This is a genomic window from candidate division TA06 bacterium (assembly GCA_016208585.1).
In the GTDB taxonomy this organism is placed as follows: domain Bacteria; phylum Edwardsbacteria; class AC1; order AC1; family EtOH8; genus UBA5202.
On the sequence record JACQXR010000043.1, the window covers coordinates 35,398 to 50,984 of the forward strand.

The 15,587-nt window shown below is 49.9% G+C and carries 14 protein-coding genes and 1 tRNA gene; 8 read left to right on the forward strand and 7 right to left on the reverse strand.

Going from position 1 to position 15,587, the window contains the following annotated elements; translation table 11 throughout:
* Positions 1 to 22: 22 nt before the first annotated feature.
* Entirely contained in the window at positions 23 to 685 is a 663-nt protein-coding gene (gene thiE / locus HY768_03670; protein MBI4726316.1) for a thiamine phosphate synthase, read from the forward strand.
* Positions 686 to 747: 62 nt separating this feature from the next.
* Positions 748 to 1,182 (forward strand): Fe-S cluster assembly scaffold protein NifU, encoded by a 435-nt coding sequence (gene nifU, locus HY768_03675; GenBank protein ID MBI4726317.1) that lies wholly within the window; start codon positions 748 to 750, stop codon positions 1,180 to 1,182.
* Positions 1,183 to 1,402: 220 nt separating this feature from the next.
* Here the strand turns inward: nifU and HY768_03680 are convergent, their stop codons facing one another.
* Entirely contained in the window at positions 1,403 to 5,260 is a 3,858-nt protein-coding gene (locus HY768_03680) for a S8 family serine peptidase (GenBank protein MBI4726318.1), read from the reverse strand.
* Between the two features lie 254 nt (positions 5,261 to 5,514).
* Here HY768_03680 and HY768_03685 point away from each other — a divergent pair, with 254 nt between their 5' ends.
* The 6 genes from HY768_03685 to HY768_03710 all read left to right on the forward strand — a co-directional run bounded on the left by HY768_03685 (position 5,515) and on the right by HY768_03710 (position 10,507).
* Positions 5,515 to 5,796, forward strand: a complete 282-nt coding sequence (locus tag HY768_03685) for a zinc ribbon domain-containing protein (protein MBI4726319.1) — start codon at positions 5,515 to 5,517, stop codon at positions 5,794 to 5,796.
* The gene (locus tag HY768_03690) at positions 5,793 to 6,230 is read left to right on the forward strand and encodes a hypothetical protein (GenBank protein ID MBI4726320.1); all 438 of its coding nucleotides are present in this window, start codon (positions 5,793 to 5,795) and stop codon (positions 6,228 to 6,230) included. Before HY768_03685 ends, HY768_03690 begins: the two co-directional genes overlap by 4 nt.
* 170 nt (positions 6,231 to 6,400) lie before the next feature.
* Positions 6,401 to 7,324, forward strand: coding sequence for a PorV/PorQ family protein (locus tag HY768_03695; protein MBI4726321.1), 924 nt, complete (start codon positions 6,401 to 6,403; stop codon positions 7,322 to 7,324).
* Entirely contained in the window at positions 7,321 to 7,677 is a 357-nt protein-coding gene (locus tag HY768_03700; GenBank protein ID MBI4726322.1) for a hypothetical protein, read from the forward strand. Before HY768_03695 ends, HY768_03700 begins: the two co-directional genes overlap by 4 nt.
* Positions 7,678 to 7,693: 16 nt before the next feature.
* Positions 7,694 to 8,374: a DUF4388 domain-containing protein gene (locus HY768_03705; GenBank protein MBI4726323.1), complete on the forward strand. Its 681-nt coding sequence runs from the start codon at positions 7,694 to 7,696 to the stop codon at positions 8,372 to 8,374.
* Positions 8,375 to 8,458: 84 nt separating this feature from the next.
* Positions 8,459 to 10,507, forward strand: a complete 2,049-nt coding sequence (locus tag HY768_03710) for a S8 family serine peptidase (protein MBI4726324.1) — start codon at positions 8,459 to 8,461, stop codon at positions 10,505 to 10,507.
* Between the two features lie 286 nt (positions 10,508 to 10,793).
* On the opposite strand, the gene HY768_03715 is transcribed toward HY768_03710, so the two are convergent.
* The 6 genes from HY768_03715 to HY768_03740 form a co-directional block, all read right to left on the reverse strand.
* Positions 10,794 to 11,933 carry a restriction endonuclease gene (locus tag HY768_03715; protein ID MBI4726325.1) on the reverse strand — a complete coding sequence of 380 codons (1,140 nt, stop codon included), beginning with the start codon at positions 11,931 to 11,933 and terminating at the stop codon, positions 10,794 to 10,796.
* 15 nt (positions 11,934 to 11,948) lie between these two features.
* On the reverse strand, positions 11,949 to 12,887 hold the full coding sequence (locus HY768_03720) for a site-specific DNA-methyltransferase (GenBank protein ID MBI4726326.1): 939 nt from the start codon (positions 12,885 to 12,887) through the stop codon (positions 11,949 to 11,951).
* Positions 12,888 to 12,938: 51 nt separating this feature from the next.
* Positions 12,939 to 13,013: transfer RNA gene (locus HY768_03725), tRNA-Asn, on the reverse strand.
* 137 nt (positions 13,014 to 13,150) lie between these two features.
* The gene (locus HY768_03730) at positions 13,151 to 14,266 is read right to left on the reverse strand and encodes a hypothetical protein (GenBank protein ID MBI4726327.1); all 1,116 of its coding nucleotides are present in this window, start codon (positions 14,264 to 14,266) and stop codon (positions 13,151 to 13,153) included.
* On the reverse strand, positions 14,232 to 15,020 hold the full coding sequence (locus HY768_03735; protein MBI4726328.1) for a carbohydrate binding family 9 domain-containing protein: 789 nt from the start codon (positions 15,018 to 15,020) through the stop codon (positions 14,232 to 14,234). The genes HY768_03730 and HY768_03735 overlap by 35 nt, the downstream gene beginning before the upstream one ends.
* Before the next feature lie 182 nt (positions 15,021 to 15,202).
* A partial coding sequence (locus HY768_03740; protein ID MBI4726329.1) for a hypothetical protein occupies positions 15,203 to 15,587 on the reverse strand: 385 nt, incomplete at its 5' end.

The window sequence follows — 15,587 nt, forward strand, 5'->3', positions numbered from 1 at the left end:
GGAAATGTTTTAAACGTTTGAAATGTTGATGGAAAATAAAGAACAACGGCTGAAAGCCTTTAATCAAATAGACCTCTATCCGGTGACCGACCAGGGGCTGTCTCGGGGCCGATCCAATCTCGAAATTTTGGAGGGCCTGATCGCCGGGGGCGCAAAGATCGTGCAACTTAGGGAAAAGCGCCTTTCCCCAAAAGACTTTTACCAAATGGCTGTTGCCTTCCGAGAAAAGACCGCCCAAGCCGGTATGCTGCTGATCATCAACGATCACTTAGACATCGCCCTGGCCTGCGGGGCCGACGGGGTGCACCTGGGACAGGACGACCTGCCGCTGACTGTTGCAAAAAAGCTTGCTCCCAATCTATTAATCGGAGTCTCCACCCACAATCTCGACGAAGTTTTAAAGGCCCAGGAGCAGGACGCTGACTACGTCAACATCGGGCCGATATTTGCCACCAAGACCAAGGAGTTGGCTATGGCTCCGCTGAATCCCCGGGCCATAGGCGATATTGCTCCGCATCTAAAGATACCATTCACTGTGATGGGTGGGATCAACCGGTCCAACATCGAACAGGTTTTGCAGGCCGGGGCCAGGAAGATAGCCGTGGTCACTGCAATCACTGAGGCGGATAATATTGGACAGGCCGTCCAAGTCCTGTGTAAGACCATTAATGCGTATGAATCCTAAAGTTGCCTTTTGGCATCAAATGTTATAATGGAAGATATTTCAAAAAGGAGCAAACAACTCAGATGTACAGCGAAAAAGTGATGGATCATTTCATGAATCCCCGGAACATGGGGGAGATAGAGAATCCCGACGGCGTGGGCATGGTGGGGAATCCCGTATGCGGAGACATGATGAAGATCATGCTGAAGATAGATGAAGACGTGGTGACGGACATAAAATTCAAAACCTTTGGCTGCGGCGCGGCCATAGCCACTTCCAGCATGGCCACCGAACTGGTAAAGGGAAAGACCATCGAAGAGGCCCTGCAGGTAACCAACAAGGCGGTGGCGGAGGCCCTGGACGGACTGCCCCCGGTCAAGACCCATTGTTCGGTGCTGGCCGAGGACGGCATCCGGGCGGCCATCAACGATTATCTGGTCAAGCAGGGAAGGCCGGGGCTTAAACTTTCCGAGGCCGGCCATGCCCACGGAGACGAGCATCAGAAAAAAAACAGTTAGATCCCCGATCGTAGAGTGCCACGGGCAGAGCCCGTGGCACTCTACCCGGGTTACCCGCCTACGGCGGGATTACACGACCTCTGTAATCAACAATTTCTTACTGATAATACAAGACACGAATTCATCCACGGGTAGAACCCGTGGTCTTCTGCGTCTTTGATTAAACTGATATAAAAAAACCCCCGCTGGCGGGGGTTTTTGTTTTACCGGAACGCTCAGGTTACTTTATCAGCACCAGTTTTTTGGTAAATTTTGATTCTCCGGCTTCTCCGCCCAAGGATCCGCCCTTATTATTATTTATAGGTGTGGCGGACAACCGGTAAAGATAAACCCCGGCCGCCAATCTGCGGCTGCCGCCGTCCCGGCCGTCCCATTTGACGGCATAGCTTCCGGCCTGCTGTTTGGCATTGACCAGGGTCCGCACCAATTGCCCGGCCACATTGTAAACCTTCAGCGATACTTTGGTTTCTGCCGGCAGTTGATAGAAAATGGAAGTTGTGTGCTTGAAGGGGTTGGGGTTGTTCTGCAAAAGGGCCAAGACCTTTGGCTCCAAAGCTTCTGGCCGGCCGCCGGCTATTCCCAGTATGGGCTGGACTTTGATATGGATATCATCCAGTACCCAGCCGTAAGCGTTGGTGGCAGTAGAATCAGACTTGAGGCGGAACCTGAAGTTCACGGTGTCGTTGGCTCCCTTACTGCTGAACACAGGATTGACCTCGGCGCTGTCCAAAGCCCAGGCGGTGGTAAGACTGGTGCGGGCTTTAAGGTTTGTCCAGGCGGAGTTGTCCGGGCTGCCTTCTATGAAAAGGGTATCGCTGGCCCCCAGTATTCCTTTCTGCCACCAGAACAGCTTGACGGTTTTGCCGTTGTCGGCATAGGGATCAAGATTGTAGGCGCTGTTCTGTCTCAAGGTCAGCAGAATGTTTGAATTACTGGCATAGTTGGCTGTCCCGGTGCGCATGCCGTAAGGAGCAGTATGGGGTGTGGACGTAAACAACCGCCAGGGGGCGGTACCGCCGGTGGTATCCCATTTGGCGATCTCGGTGGAGTTGTCAAAGTTGGAGACCAGTTCGGAGTCGGCCATCACGAAATAATAATAACCTGAAACCGGGCCCCGCCCCAAATTCTGCTGGCTGGAATTATCCACCGCAGTGACATAGTAATTAACGGTATCCCAGGTGTTGATGCGGACCGGCAGGGTTATCAGTCCGTTGTATGTTCCGCTGCCCGTCATTTTTACCGGCGGGTACTCCGAACCGGAGTTGATTCTGTAATGAAGATAAGTGGAATCCTGAAGCCCGATGTTGTCGGTAACCGTGGCGGTAACGGCATAGGGCCCGTTGAGGTTGATGGTGTTTTTAAGCGCAGTGCTGGAAATGACCGGGTCAACGGTGTCCGCTCCGGCGTAAAATCCGTAACTGGTAAAGGGGGCTTCTATGGGCTTGGCGGTTTTCAGGTCCTTGCTGTTTTGGGCCACGATGTAATACTGGACGGCCTGATTGGTTTGGGCCGGTATGAAGCACTCAAAGGTGTCGGTGGCACCCACCCAGGACATGGCCAGCTTCTGCTCAAAAGGGGCCGAGCCGTCCAAATTGTAATAAAGAAAGGCTTCCTTAACTCCGACGCTGGAACTGATCACGGCCGCCACCCGGTAAGGGGTGGAGGTGTTCTCGGTGTCGGTCAGAGGCGTATGGGCAATGCTGATGTCCCCCAAAAACCAGCGGATGATGCGGTCCATGAAAATCTGCCTCACCGATGATGTGGTGATGGCCTCGTAACCGAAGCCGGTGTAAACTAATTTGGCGCCGGTTACCCCGTTTTCCCAATGCAATCCGGCCCGGCTGGTGGTGGCTCCATAGTTGAAGCAGTATATCGCAGCGCCGTTGGGGGTGAAATAATCGGGAAACTGTTCGATTGACGCCCGCCCCGGCTGGTAGATGGCGGAGGTCAGCCCGTCGGTCAGAGTGTCTCCGGCTATCCCGGTAGCCGAGCTGCCGCCGTCATCGCCCAAGTAGGTGGCTTTTAGATAGTTTTGATAAAAATCGGTGCAGCCGGCGGAATCCAGCAGATATTCGTGGGAGTATATAGTTGTGGTATCCTGCAGGTCCCAGCCGATATCCTGTCCCGAAAGATAAAGCTTGCCGCCCTGAGTAATGTAATGTTTCAGAGCCTTGCGATCCATGGAATCAAGCGAGGGGAAAGCCCATTCGCAGGACCAGATCACCGCCGGGAACATATCCAACATCAAGGAGTCGGGAGTCCCCTGGGTAAGATGTTCGTAATAGTTGTAAAACACGCCTCCGGCGGCCAGGGCATCTTTATAGTAGCTTTCCACCGAGGCCCCGCCATCGTCGTCCACCAGCAACACCGGGGCCTGTTCGATCTGGACATAAAAGGTGTCGGTGTGCAGGTCTCCGTTGGTGTTGATATGTACAGTGAACAAGGCCTGATGAGGCAGGGCGGTGCTGTCCACGGTAAAGCTGTAGGTGGCAACGCTGGCGGTATCGCCGGAGTTTATGGAGCCGAAGTTGCCCGAGGTAGATATTAAATTTACCGCATAGTCCGAGGTGGATATTTCACCGGTAATGGAAGGGGCATCATCCCATCCGTTACGCAAGGTAACTGTCAAGTTCACGGTTTCTCCGGCCCGGGGAATATTGTCGTTGCCGTCAATGGTTTTATGACTGTAATAGCGCGTCCAGGAATTTACCGTAGTAGTGAGGGCTTTATAGGCGTTGACCCTTCCCGCCCCCAGCAGTCCGATATAGGCCGGGTTCTGGGCGTCAATGTTGTCGGCGGAGTGCATCAGCAGGGTGGCTATCATGGCGTTGGTATAGGACGGATAATAGGACTTTACCAGGGCCGCCACTCCGGCCGCCACCGGGCTGGCCATGGAGGTGCCGCTCCAAGAGACGTAAGTGTTGGGATAACCGGTGCTGTATATGGTGGAGCCGGGCGCGGAAATGTCAATAGTGGCGCCGTAATTGGAGAAAGACGATTTGGCGTCCCCGTTTTCGGTGGCGGCCACTGAGAAGGCATTCTCGCAGGCCGAGGGATAATGAGGGGCGGGAGAATCGTCGTTGCCGGCGGCGCAGACCACCAGCGATCCCAGGCCGTTGGCGTAATTAATGATATCCTGTTCGTACTGGCTGAAGCCGCCGCCGCCCCAGGAACAGTTTATTATCTGGGCCCCGTTGTCGGCAGCATACACAATTCCCTCGTAACCGAAATAAATAAGCGATTGGCCATAGTACTGGGTATCATTATCATAGCTGCATTTGATGGCCATCACCTTGCAGTTGAAGCCGATGCCGGCCACGCCCACGCCGTTGTTGGTGACGGCCGAAGCGTCTCCGGCCACATGGGTGCCGTGGTCATTGTTGGAGGCGGTGGGATTGGGATTGTTATCCCCGGCCGGAGATGGGTCAGCCAAATCGGGACCGGCAAAATCCCAGCCCCGGTAGTCGTCCACGAAACCGTTGCCGTCATCGTCAATTCCGTTGTTGCTGTCGGCCCCGGCCTCGCCGGGGTTAAGCCAGATATTGGCGGCCAGGTCGGGGTGGGTGGTCTGCACCCCGCAGTCCACGATGCCCACCGTTACCAGGGTGTCGCCGGTGGAAATGTCCCAGGCCGAAGTGGCCTGAATGGCGGTCAGGAACCACTGGTTTCCGATACCGGGATCGTTGGGGGTAAACTCGGCCTGCCTTAAGTATCGGGGTTCGGCATACTCCACCTGCCCGGTGTTTTTCAATTGCGCGCAAAGAGCCTTGATGTCCGCAGTCTCCGAAACCTTCGCCTGGCAGATCTTGGAAAGCTCCTGTTCCGCTTTGCTCTTGGCCAGGCGCTTATGGGGGTAGATCATTTTTATTTTATCAAGGCCGTGCTGCTGTAATACGACGTCCACCAGAGGCGCCCCGCAGGAAAAGCCCTTGGCGTCCATAACCGGAAAGGTTTTGAGTTTGAAGATCACCACGCCCTTCATGTGGGGTGATATGGCGATCCGGCCGTTGTCGGCCAGGGCGGCCCCGGCCAGGCCCAAAAGAGCCAAGACCAGAAAACCAACCAATGTTTTTTTCATGGGAAATTCCTTATTAAATTGTTAAAAATTTCAATCGGCTGAAATTCATAATTGTTTATGATACTACTTGACCCAGCGATTGTCAAGATATAATTGGGCAAAAAATTGGGCAAAAAACCAACCCCCGATATAAAAGCCTTGAAATAAAACGGAAACAGTGGTATATTAACGCATTAAATATCTGCCAAAAATTCCAAATTATATTGACACAAGGCCTTGTTAATAGTATACTTACTATTTTAGGATGAAACGGAATGCCCACCTACGAATACCAATGCGCAAAATGTGGACACCGGTTTGATAAACTGCAATCCATCAAAGACCAGCCCCTCAATTCCTGCCCGGTCTGCAGCGGCCCGGTGGAGCGCCTTCTTGGAACAGGATCCGGGTTTATTTTCAAAGGGGCCGGGTTCTATGCCACGGAATACCGCAGTTCCGAATATCAGAAAAGCGCCAAAGCCGATTCCGATAAAAGCGCTGTCATACCGACGCCTTCCCCCACCGTTAACAAAAGCTCTGAAGGAGATAAAAAATGAAACAGGCCAACTTATTTCTTCTGGCTTCTTTGGCCCTGGCCTCTCTGGCCGCCGCCCAGCCCGGCCCTTTGGATTTCAGCGGGGCGAACAATTTGAACAACGGACGGGGAAAGCTATTTGACCCTTCCCGGTTCACCATGCAGCAAAGCTTTTCCATAGGCTATGCCGCCTGGGGGAAATCCAGCCTGCTGTCCAACGCCTATCGCAATACCATGAATTACAGGCTTTCCCAGAAGCTGGAAATCAAACTGGACCTGGCCTACAGCTATTTGCCGGCGGCCTTCAATAAATCGGCTTACCGGCTCGACAGCCGCAGCCAGGGATTGTTTCTGCCGTCGTTCGGTCTTAAATACCAGCCCTTCCAAAATATGATCATCCAGTTTGAATACAACAGCCCGGGAAGCTACGGATCAAATTATCTGCTGGGGCGCTAATGCTTTTTACCGAAAAACCCCAGGTCTTCAGGTCTTCTAAAAAATAAAAACACCAAACCACTTAACCAATAGCATTAAAGGAGCAGATATAGCATTTAAAAGTAGGCGCAATCATTTTTGAAGCACCTTAAGATAACCTATTAGCAATGCTATTGCCAAGGGGAAAAGTTATGATCAAACTGACCGCCATAATAACGATAATCGTTTCGCTGATGGCAGCGACTGCTCCGGCCGAGATAAACGGTAACGCAGGCTCCACCGCCCTGTCCTTCTTAAAGATCGGGGCCGGGGCCCGGGCGGCGGGTATGGCGGATGCCGGGATAGCAGCGATAGCCGACGCCTCGGCCTGCTATTGGAATCCCGCCCGGCTGACGGCCATTCCAACCAAGCACAGCCTGCATTTTCAGCATAACCTCTGGATAGCCCAGACCTCGGTGGATGAGATTTATTACGCCTATAGTTCCGGCAGACACCGGCTGGGGGCCGCGGCCCGGATGCTGGCCGCCGGGGATATCCCCTTACGGGAGGAACTTCCGGCCGAGGAACCCATAGCCTACTATCAGGCCTACGATCTTTTTGCCGGGATCTCCTATGCCTTTGCCCCCATTCCGGAACTGGCCATGGGAATCTCCTACCGCAGGTTGTACGAAAAAATTTATCTGGATACAGGATACGGCTATAATCTGCAGGCCGGCCTCGACATCAGGATAAAAAAACTGGGGCTGAACCTGGCCGGCACCATAGACAATCTAGGGCCAAGGTTCCAACTTGACAAAGCCCTTTATAAACAGCCCGCCACCTTCAAATTAGGGGCAGGCTTCAGCCCCGACCGCCTGTTTTTCAGCGGACAGGCCTTGCTGGCTCTGGATGCGGTCAAGGCCATAGACGCCGGCTGGCAGACCAGAACCGGACTGGAATATTTTTGGCGGGATCAGGCGGCCTTGAGGCTGGGCTATAAAACCGGCCACTCCAGTGAAAGTTTCAGCGCCGGTTTGGGCCTGAAATGGAGGGGCTATTCCTTCGATTACGCCTTCGTGCCCCACGAGTATGATTTGGGAACCAGCCACCGGTTCTCGCTGGGGCTGGGATTTTGAAAGCTCCGGCATTCATTCTAACCCTGGCTCTGCTGATCCTAGCCGGGGTGGGAAGCCCCAAGGGGCAGGAAACGGAAAATAAAGTTTACAATGACCGCTGGTTGGCCCAGGACAAGGTTTCGCATCTGGCTTTAAGCGCCGCCTTAGTCGGTTTTAGTTATCACCTGCTGCGCTACGAACAACAGAAACAGAGGGCATTTTCCAGAAATCTGGCGGTGGGACTGAGCCTGGGATGGGGCCTGGCCAAGGAAACCAGGGACGCTTCCAGCCCCAATAATCATTTCTGTTACAAAGATCTGACTGCCAATCTGCTGGGAGCGGGTCTGGGAATAATAATCTTCATCACTAATTAAACGTCATACGGCAGCAATGGGACTAGAAGGCAATTTAAAAGATTTTGATCTGGCCGACATCCTGCAGCTCATAAGCCTGGGCAAGAAGACCGGGGCCCTGAACGTGGGCAGCGAAAGCGACAAAGGGGCCATATTTTTTGAGGGAGGCGCCGCGGTGTTTGCCTCCGCCGGGGATATTCACGGAGACGGCGCCATCACCAGGATCCTGCGCTGGCGCAAGGGTTCGTTCATTTTCAAGCCCGACGAGACAGCGGGCCGGCATAACGTGCAGTCTCCCATCATGCACCTGGTGCTGGAGGCGGCCCGGCAGATAGACGAATGGGAAGACATCCAGAAGCTGATCCCCTCGCTGGACCTTGTTTTAGCCATCGAGGAAAAACCGCCGGCCGGGACCGAGGACATCCAGCTGCAGCCCTTGGAATGGAAGGTGCTGGCCACGGTGGACGGCTCGCGCCCCATTACCCAGATCATCAAAGATTCGCATCTGGGCGATTTTGAGACCTGCAAGGTGCTCTACGGGCTTTTATCCTCGGGCCTGCTTAAGGTTCTGCCGGCCGCCAAGCCCGCTCAACCTGAGGAAAAGCCCCAACTCCCCCTCCTGCCCGCTCCTGCGTCCAAGCCCGCCGCGGTTCAAGCCCCCAAGCCCGGGCCCGAAAAAAGGGGGATTTTGGGAGGGCTGTTCGGCAAAAGGAAATGACGCCGAAGATAAAATTGTTTTGTCGTTTAGCCCCGGGTAATTTCCCAGTAACAATAAGATCAACCGAATAAAGATCGGGATCGCATGAAAACCGTAAAAATCCAGGTAGTAGTCCTTTCTGGACTTTTCGCCCTGCTGCTTCAATCTCCGGCTCCGGCTCAGAAAATTTCCCCGTCCCTGCAACAGGCTCTAAGCCGGGGAGCCAAGGGAACAAAGTATATCTGCTGGGTAACTCTGGCCGATAAGCCGGGGGCAGGTTACAAGAGCATACTGGAGAAAAGGTCCCTGGACCGCCGCCAGAAACTGGGAAGAACTTTAAGCTACGGCGACCTGCCGGTTTCGGGAAAATATATTGAGGCCATCAAAAAATCAGGGACTAGGATCAGGGTGATCAGTCCCTGGCTGAATGCCGTCAGCGTCATGGCCGGAGCCGATCAAATCGCAAAACTGGCAGAGCTTCCCTATGTCGCCAGGCTTGACCTGGTGGCCCGCTTTAGGGCCGAAGACGAACTTAAGACCGCCAAGCCGGCCGGCTCTAAATCGCTATCGGCGCTGGATTACGGCTATGCCGACGGACAGATAAAACTGCTAAATATTAACGATCTTCACGCCAAGGGCTACACCGGTAGCGGCATTCGTATTCTGATCATTGATACCGGCTTTGACCGGCAGCACGAAGCCCTTTTAAGGACCAGCGTGGTGGCCGAGCGCGACTTTCAGAGAATGGTGCACCCCCGGGACCAGAACGGCGATGAAGATACTTTGGCTTTACGGCCGGACAGCATCACTTCCTTTGAGCAGGATCAGGATAGCACTAGGCAGCAAACAAATCACGGCACCGGGATGCTATCCATCATCGGCGGTTATAAAAGCGGGTCTTTGATCGGCAGCGCCTACAACGCCGATTTTGTGCTGGCCAAGACCGAAAAATTGACCGGCAGCGATTTTTACCTGGAAGAGGACTGGTGGGTGGCGGCTTTGCAGTGGGGCGACAGCCTGGGTGTGGATATCGCCACCAGTTCTTTGGGTTACAGGCAATGGGGCGACACCACGGTCAGGGCGTCTTACACCTACGGCCAAATGAACGGCGATGTGGCCTTTTGCAGCCGGGCCGCCGACAGCGCGGTCTCCCGCGGAATAGTGGTGCTTAACTCCAACGGCAATACCAGCAACAACACCAGGCCCGATACCTGTTTGATCGCCCCGGCCGACGGCGACAGCGTTATCGCGGTGGGCGGCGTGCGGCCTACCGACAGGCTCTGGGCCAATCCATCGGTCGGAAACGGAGCCTCTACCGGCCCGGCGGCCGACAGCATAAAGATCCAACGTTTCGGAGGCAGTGATTCGCTGTTTATCCGCCGGATAAAACCGGATATTGCCTCCGCCTGGCAAACTTATTTTGCCAACAATAAGGATACAGTAAATTACAGCGAGATAGTCACTAGCCCAGGCACATCCGGGGCCTGCGCCCTGACCGCCGGTCTGTGCGCCCTGTTGCTGGAGGCGCATCCAACCTGGGGCCCCAAGCAAGTGATGGATGCCTTGAAGCACAGCGGCAGCAACAAAGCCACGATGGAGACTTTTCTGGCACATCCGGAATCTTTGTCCACGGAGTTGGGGATAGACCCCAATTATAATCCCGGTTTTGATAGCATTGCTACCGGCCACAAATATTATATTGACAATACCGGCACTATACACGATTTTTACGACGTTTACCGCATCGGCTGGGGAATCCCTGACGGACTGGCGGCGCTGAATTACACCGCGCCCGAAGTGGCGCCGCCGGAGAGCGACCAGTTGCTGGATCCCTATCCCAATCCCGCCAAGCCGGGCGATGCCGGGATATATCTGCCGTATTTTCTGGCCCGGGATTCTTATAATATAACCATACGAATTTACACCTTGGACGGCAGAATGCTGAGGCAGATGGACTACGGCACCCAGCTGGCCGGGGAGTATCCGGGACAGCGTCAGCCGCGCCAATCCTTGCTGCCTATAACCGGCGGCCGCCCCGGCGGATACTGGGATATGAAAGACGATAAGGGACAGCCTGCGCCCTCGGGGCTTTATCTGGTGATACTTTCCACCGGGTGGAACCAGTCGGTCAAGAAAGTTGTGGTGGTCAGGTAGCCTGTTTTCAATATATTTTAGACAAAATAAAAAAACCTTTAGCCTTTTGGCTAAAGGTTTTTTGCAATCTGACTCCAGCGGTAGGGCTCGAACCTACGACAATCCGCCAAGGGCGGATTAACAGCCGGAATTGTTTAATCGGCATTTAAGGAATTCTCTGCCCGCTCCGCTTTTTAAGAATTTCTCCCTTGCCATGGCTCCGCTCCGGCTTGCATATTCTTCGGAGTAAATAAAATGAAAGAACTGGCTGATAGAATTATTATTAAATCTAAGTTTTTATATCTTCCTATTCCTCTTCATTTTTACCTTCGATAAATTTCTCATAACTATCAATTTTGGCAAAATCAATTTTATAATTCTGATTGTCTATCTTAGTGATTCTAACACTATCTATCCCCAAAAGTTTTAATTTATCATATGTCAACAGTTCGCCTTCTTTAAGGTTTAATACCTTTCTTAATAGCCAATCAGAAAGCGCATTATTAGGATTTGTCATTAATGCTTTTGAGTTTTCTTGACAGAGTTTTGTACTTAAAGTTTCTGTTGTTGGAACATGTAAATTAAAAGGTGTCTCTCTGTCAGGAAAAAATTTTAGATACTTGCTGTGAATAATATTAGGAACTGGAATATAAACCTCGCCGACATCTCTTGTTCTTCCACCTGCGTTCCATTGGTTTAATCCACTTTTTTCTGGAACGACTTTATGACCAACCTTACTTTCTCTTAATGAATATAAAGGTAAAACTACAAAATTAACACCGGCTATTTCACGTTTGGTCAATCTTTTAATTTGTTGATTAAATAATTGATGAATAAGTTGTAATGGGTCATCTAATATCTCAATATCTACTATTAGGGCATCTTGTGGTGTATAGAATTTTTTGAATAATGTGGTTTTGGAGAAATTGAATGAATATTCATTTTTACCGTCTTCAAACGAAATACTTGCTTCTTGAGTTTTTATTTTTTTAATATCATCTATATCGATTAAATCATAGCTGGATTCAAATATTTTTAACAATTGTTTTTTTCGGGCCACGCAATGATAAATTGCTGATTTAATCCCATAGGTTCTGTTTGCAAATTCAATTCTTTCGTTTCTTAACTCAGATAGTCTAATGGCAAGATCATTCCCTGACAGTTTTCTTAATTGATTGCTAAAAACGTTCAGTTCTGTAATTTTTTCCGAGTTGGTTCCTTTGTCAATAAACGTTTTTAATCCAATTCCTACCTCTCCCATACGGGCATCATATGCCAAATCATCTCTTGATAAATTTTCTGCTTTAAACGCCTTGCAAAATATATTCTCAGCAATCCTATAATGCAAATAAGGAGTGTTTGACTCTGAGAATAATCTTGATAAAGAACAAATGGCTTTTAGATAGGCAATATAAGTATTATTATGTTTTAAATTATTTTCGTTCATAATTTTTCCATTTGTTTAATAAATGTTTTTTAATGATAACTGGCTATTTATTGATATTTGTGTTTCTCTAATGCGAGTTTCTGCAATCCTACAAAACTCCATGTTCATTTCAAAACCAATAAAGCGACGATTAGTAAAAATTGCGGCTACAGCCGTAGTACCGCTTCCTATAAAGGGATCCAATACAATATCGTTTTCCTTTGAGGTAGTCAAAATTAAAGGCTTTATAAGTGAAACAGGATATGATGCTTGATGTTCCTTAAAAGGTTCAATACTATTTCTATAAATATCCCTATGGTTGTTTAATCTTTTAGCAATTTCTAAATCAAAATAATATCTTCTCGATTTTACAAAATGGAAAATATGCTCATAAACAGGATAACGTCTATCTGGCGAGTAAGACGGTACAGGATTTGGCTTTTCCCAAATTATTTTATTGCGTAAAATCCATCCCTGTTCTTGCATACCTATAGCAACACGTTCTGGAATCATTAAAAGTTGTTTGTATTGTAGATATTTGCCATTTGGTCTTATTATTTTATGCTCTCTGTAATGTATATCTGTTTTTCTTGCATATCTTCCCTTATTTCTAATAAAACCTTTTGTTCCAAAATAAACATCACCAATATTCAAATAAAAAGAACCGTCTTGACGCAAGATTCTTTTTAATTCTATGGTGAATTGTAATAGATTACTAACATAGTCTAAAGGGGATTCTTCTCTACCTAATGTTTCATTGCCATAAATCCTGCATCCAAAATATGGTGGGCTTGTTATAATCAGATGGATAGAATTAGCAGATAAATTTCCTAGTAACTCTAAAGAATCTCCACAATATATTTTATTTACATTGTGATTTATCATATCTGACTGATAAGCAAGTGTAGAAGTTACACCCTCTTTTACAAAAAGTTGTTTGTTTCTTTTTTGCTTATATAATACTTTTATTTTCATTTTTCACCTTAAAGATATATGTAAAGCCCAAGTTCGTCTGGGCGTCAAGTCTGGCTCCAGCGGTAGGGCTCGAACCTACAACCTTGCGGTTAACAGCCGCTTGCTCCACCATTGAGCTACGCTGGAACTTAAACGTTAATTATATTTTATTTTTAACTAACTGTCAAGTTGAATTTAAAAGAAAAAAACAGGAACATAGATTTCCTGCAAGCAGCGCGGTAATGCGCCCTGCGCTAAAAAAAAGAGATTGATTATAGCTTGGTTTACAAATTCCACAAATACGAAAGCTTGGCAACAATGGTACGGCTTTGCACTGCCAGGTTCCCCAAGGAATTGTCCCGGACCTCATTATATGCCAAATAAAAGATACTCCCCGGAGCAAAGCTCCAGCTTATCAGGCCGTTAAAATTATGGCTGTGGTCCGAGGTGTTCTGCTGGACGAAAACCCTTAAGGCAATGTCCTTGGTAAGCGAGTATTGAAGCCTTTGCCCGGAGGTCAGGTCGGCCCGGTGATACTCCCAGCTTTGGTAATACTGCCAGATGTTACTGGCAGTGAAAGAAAAGGAAAGATTAGATAAAACATTAAGGCCGGACCATATTTCCAAGGTACGGCTATGGCCGAAATAATTCCAATCGTAATTGTAGGCATCGTTTTGGGAAAAATTAAACCCCCCGTTCAGTTTTTTCCTTTCATCGGAGTTGATCCCGGCCCAATAGCTCATGGTTTTTTGCCAAACGCCCTCGACACATCCCCGGTTGACATCCGTCCCGCCCCAAAATCCCCAGGCATTAAAAGTGCTAAAGTCGAAATTAAAAGAAAAACCGTCGCCGTATTTATCATCACGGTATTGCTTGCCTCGGCCGCAAAACAACCCGGCCCATAAAGAGCTTATGCCAAGATTGCTTAAGTCAGGTTTGATTCCTCCTCCGGCCGCCCAGTTTTTATATCCGGCATCGCCCCGATAGCCGAACTTTTTGATGTAAAAATCCCGGCCGATATCCTTCAGGCCGAAGAACAACTGGTAAGAATTAGCATCCCAGTTCAGGGAAGCCTCTCCCAAATTGCCATATAAACCGGAAGCCTGGTTGAGGGATCGGGCAAAAACTCCGGCCATTTTAAAGCGACTCGCAGTTACGTTGGCGTCGGCCACGAACACACTATTGACATCCCCGGGAACGGTGCGGTTGACGCCAAGCAGCCCAATGGTGGAGGATGAAAATATATCCTGGCGCAGGCGTAGTACGCTATAACTGGCATACGGTTCGGTGGCCGGCACGCCGTAGTCATCGTAATCCAATCCTCCGGTCCGGGCTATTATGGCGCCCAAAGTGGTCCCCAAGGATTTACCGGTCAGCTTGCTTCCCCATAAAATTGGCACTGGAAAGGTTGATGTTCTGGGGATCGGCTTCTATTTGGGCAAAATCGGGATTTATGGTGATATCCCAGGCCATATTGGTGGTGGGCGCCCATTTGGCGTCCAATCCCAACTTGCCCGCAGAAATTCTTTGATTCGAATATTTTTCGGTTCTCCCAAGACCATAAGGTAAAATCTCCAGGTTGCGCCCGGGCTTTATTCCGGATAACCCGCACAGTTTGCCGCATTTGGAGATCCGGGGGTAGCCTTCTTGTTTAGTGACCGGTTGCCAATATGACACTTCGTTATTTAAGGCGATGTACCTCCCAAAGTTTATGCCCCAGGTTTGATTTTCGCCGTCGGCGAAACGCAGGTTTTTAAAAGGAATGGCCAACTCGGCGGTCCATCCGCTAGTGTCTATTTTAACGGCCGAAGACCAAACGCCGTTCCAGCTCAAGTCACTGTTTGCGCCATCCTCCGAAAGGTAAGCGTCTCCCTGAATGCCTTTGGGATTGATGAATAGCTTATAAGCTCCGCGTTTATCATTGTAAGTGTCCAGCAGGATAATCACTATATCCCCGTAATCGCCCTCCTCCCGGGGAATAAGCCGGGAGGATATTTTGTCGGGATGTTTATCCTGGCAGTAAAGCGCAAAATAAAGATATTTACGGTCATAACAAATCTTTACTGCAGTTGACTCGATTGACGGCTGTCCCTCTTTAGGTGTTTTTTGGATAAACCCGGAAGCCGAAGGCAGGCTGTCCCAGCAAATATCCAACAAATCACCATCAATAACCGGGGCCTGTTCGGTAAAGACAGCCGGAAGGGATTGGCAACCTGGCGGTAAATTTTGAGCCGGGCAAATAGTGCTTGTTATTAAGCAAAAGACCAGAAAAAGTATTTTCATGGTATTTGATCCGGGCTGAAGATTATAGTAATTGTTTGATAGCGGCTTACAGGCTATTCCACGTAGACTTCCACCCGCTGGCCGGACCCGTCATCCTCCACGTCCACCATCTTGTACTGGCCGTTGACCGCAAACTGGTCAAATAGTTTTTCGATGTCCTCGAAGCTTTCGGCGTCCAGTTTTATTCCCTTGGATTCCATCTGGGACTTGGCCTCATCGGGCATCATCATGGAAAATTTTCCGCCCAGGCTACCGGCAATCTTTAACAGGGTCAGGGGGACGGTCACCCGGACCTTCGGTTTGTCGGTTCCTTTTTCGAAAACCCTGACCTTGAGCCAGCGGGCCTTGCCGTTGGTCCCTCCGGGCGAATCCATGGCGGCCATAAGTTTGGCCGCCTCCTCAGCGGTGATCTTCTTATCCTCCACCATTTTTAAGATG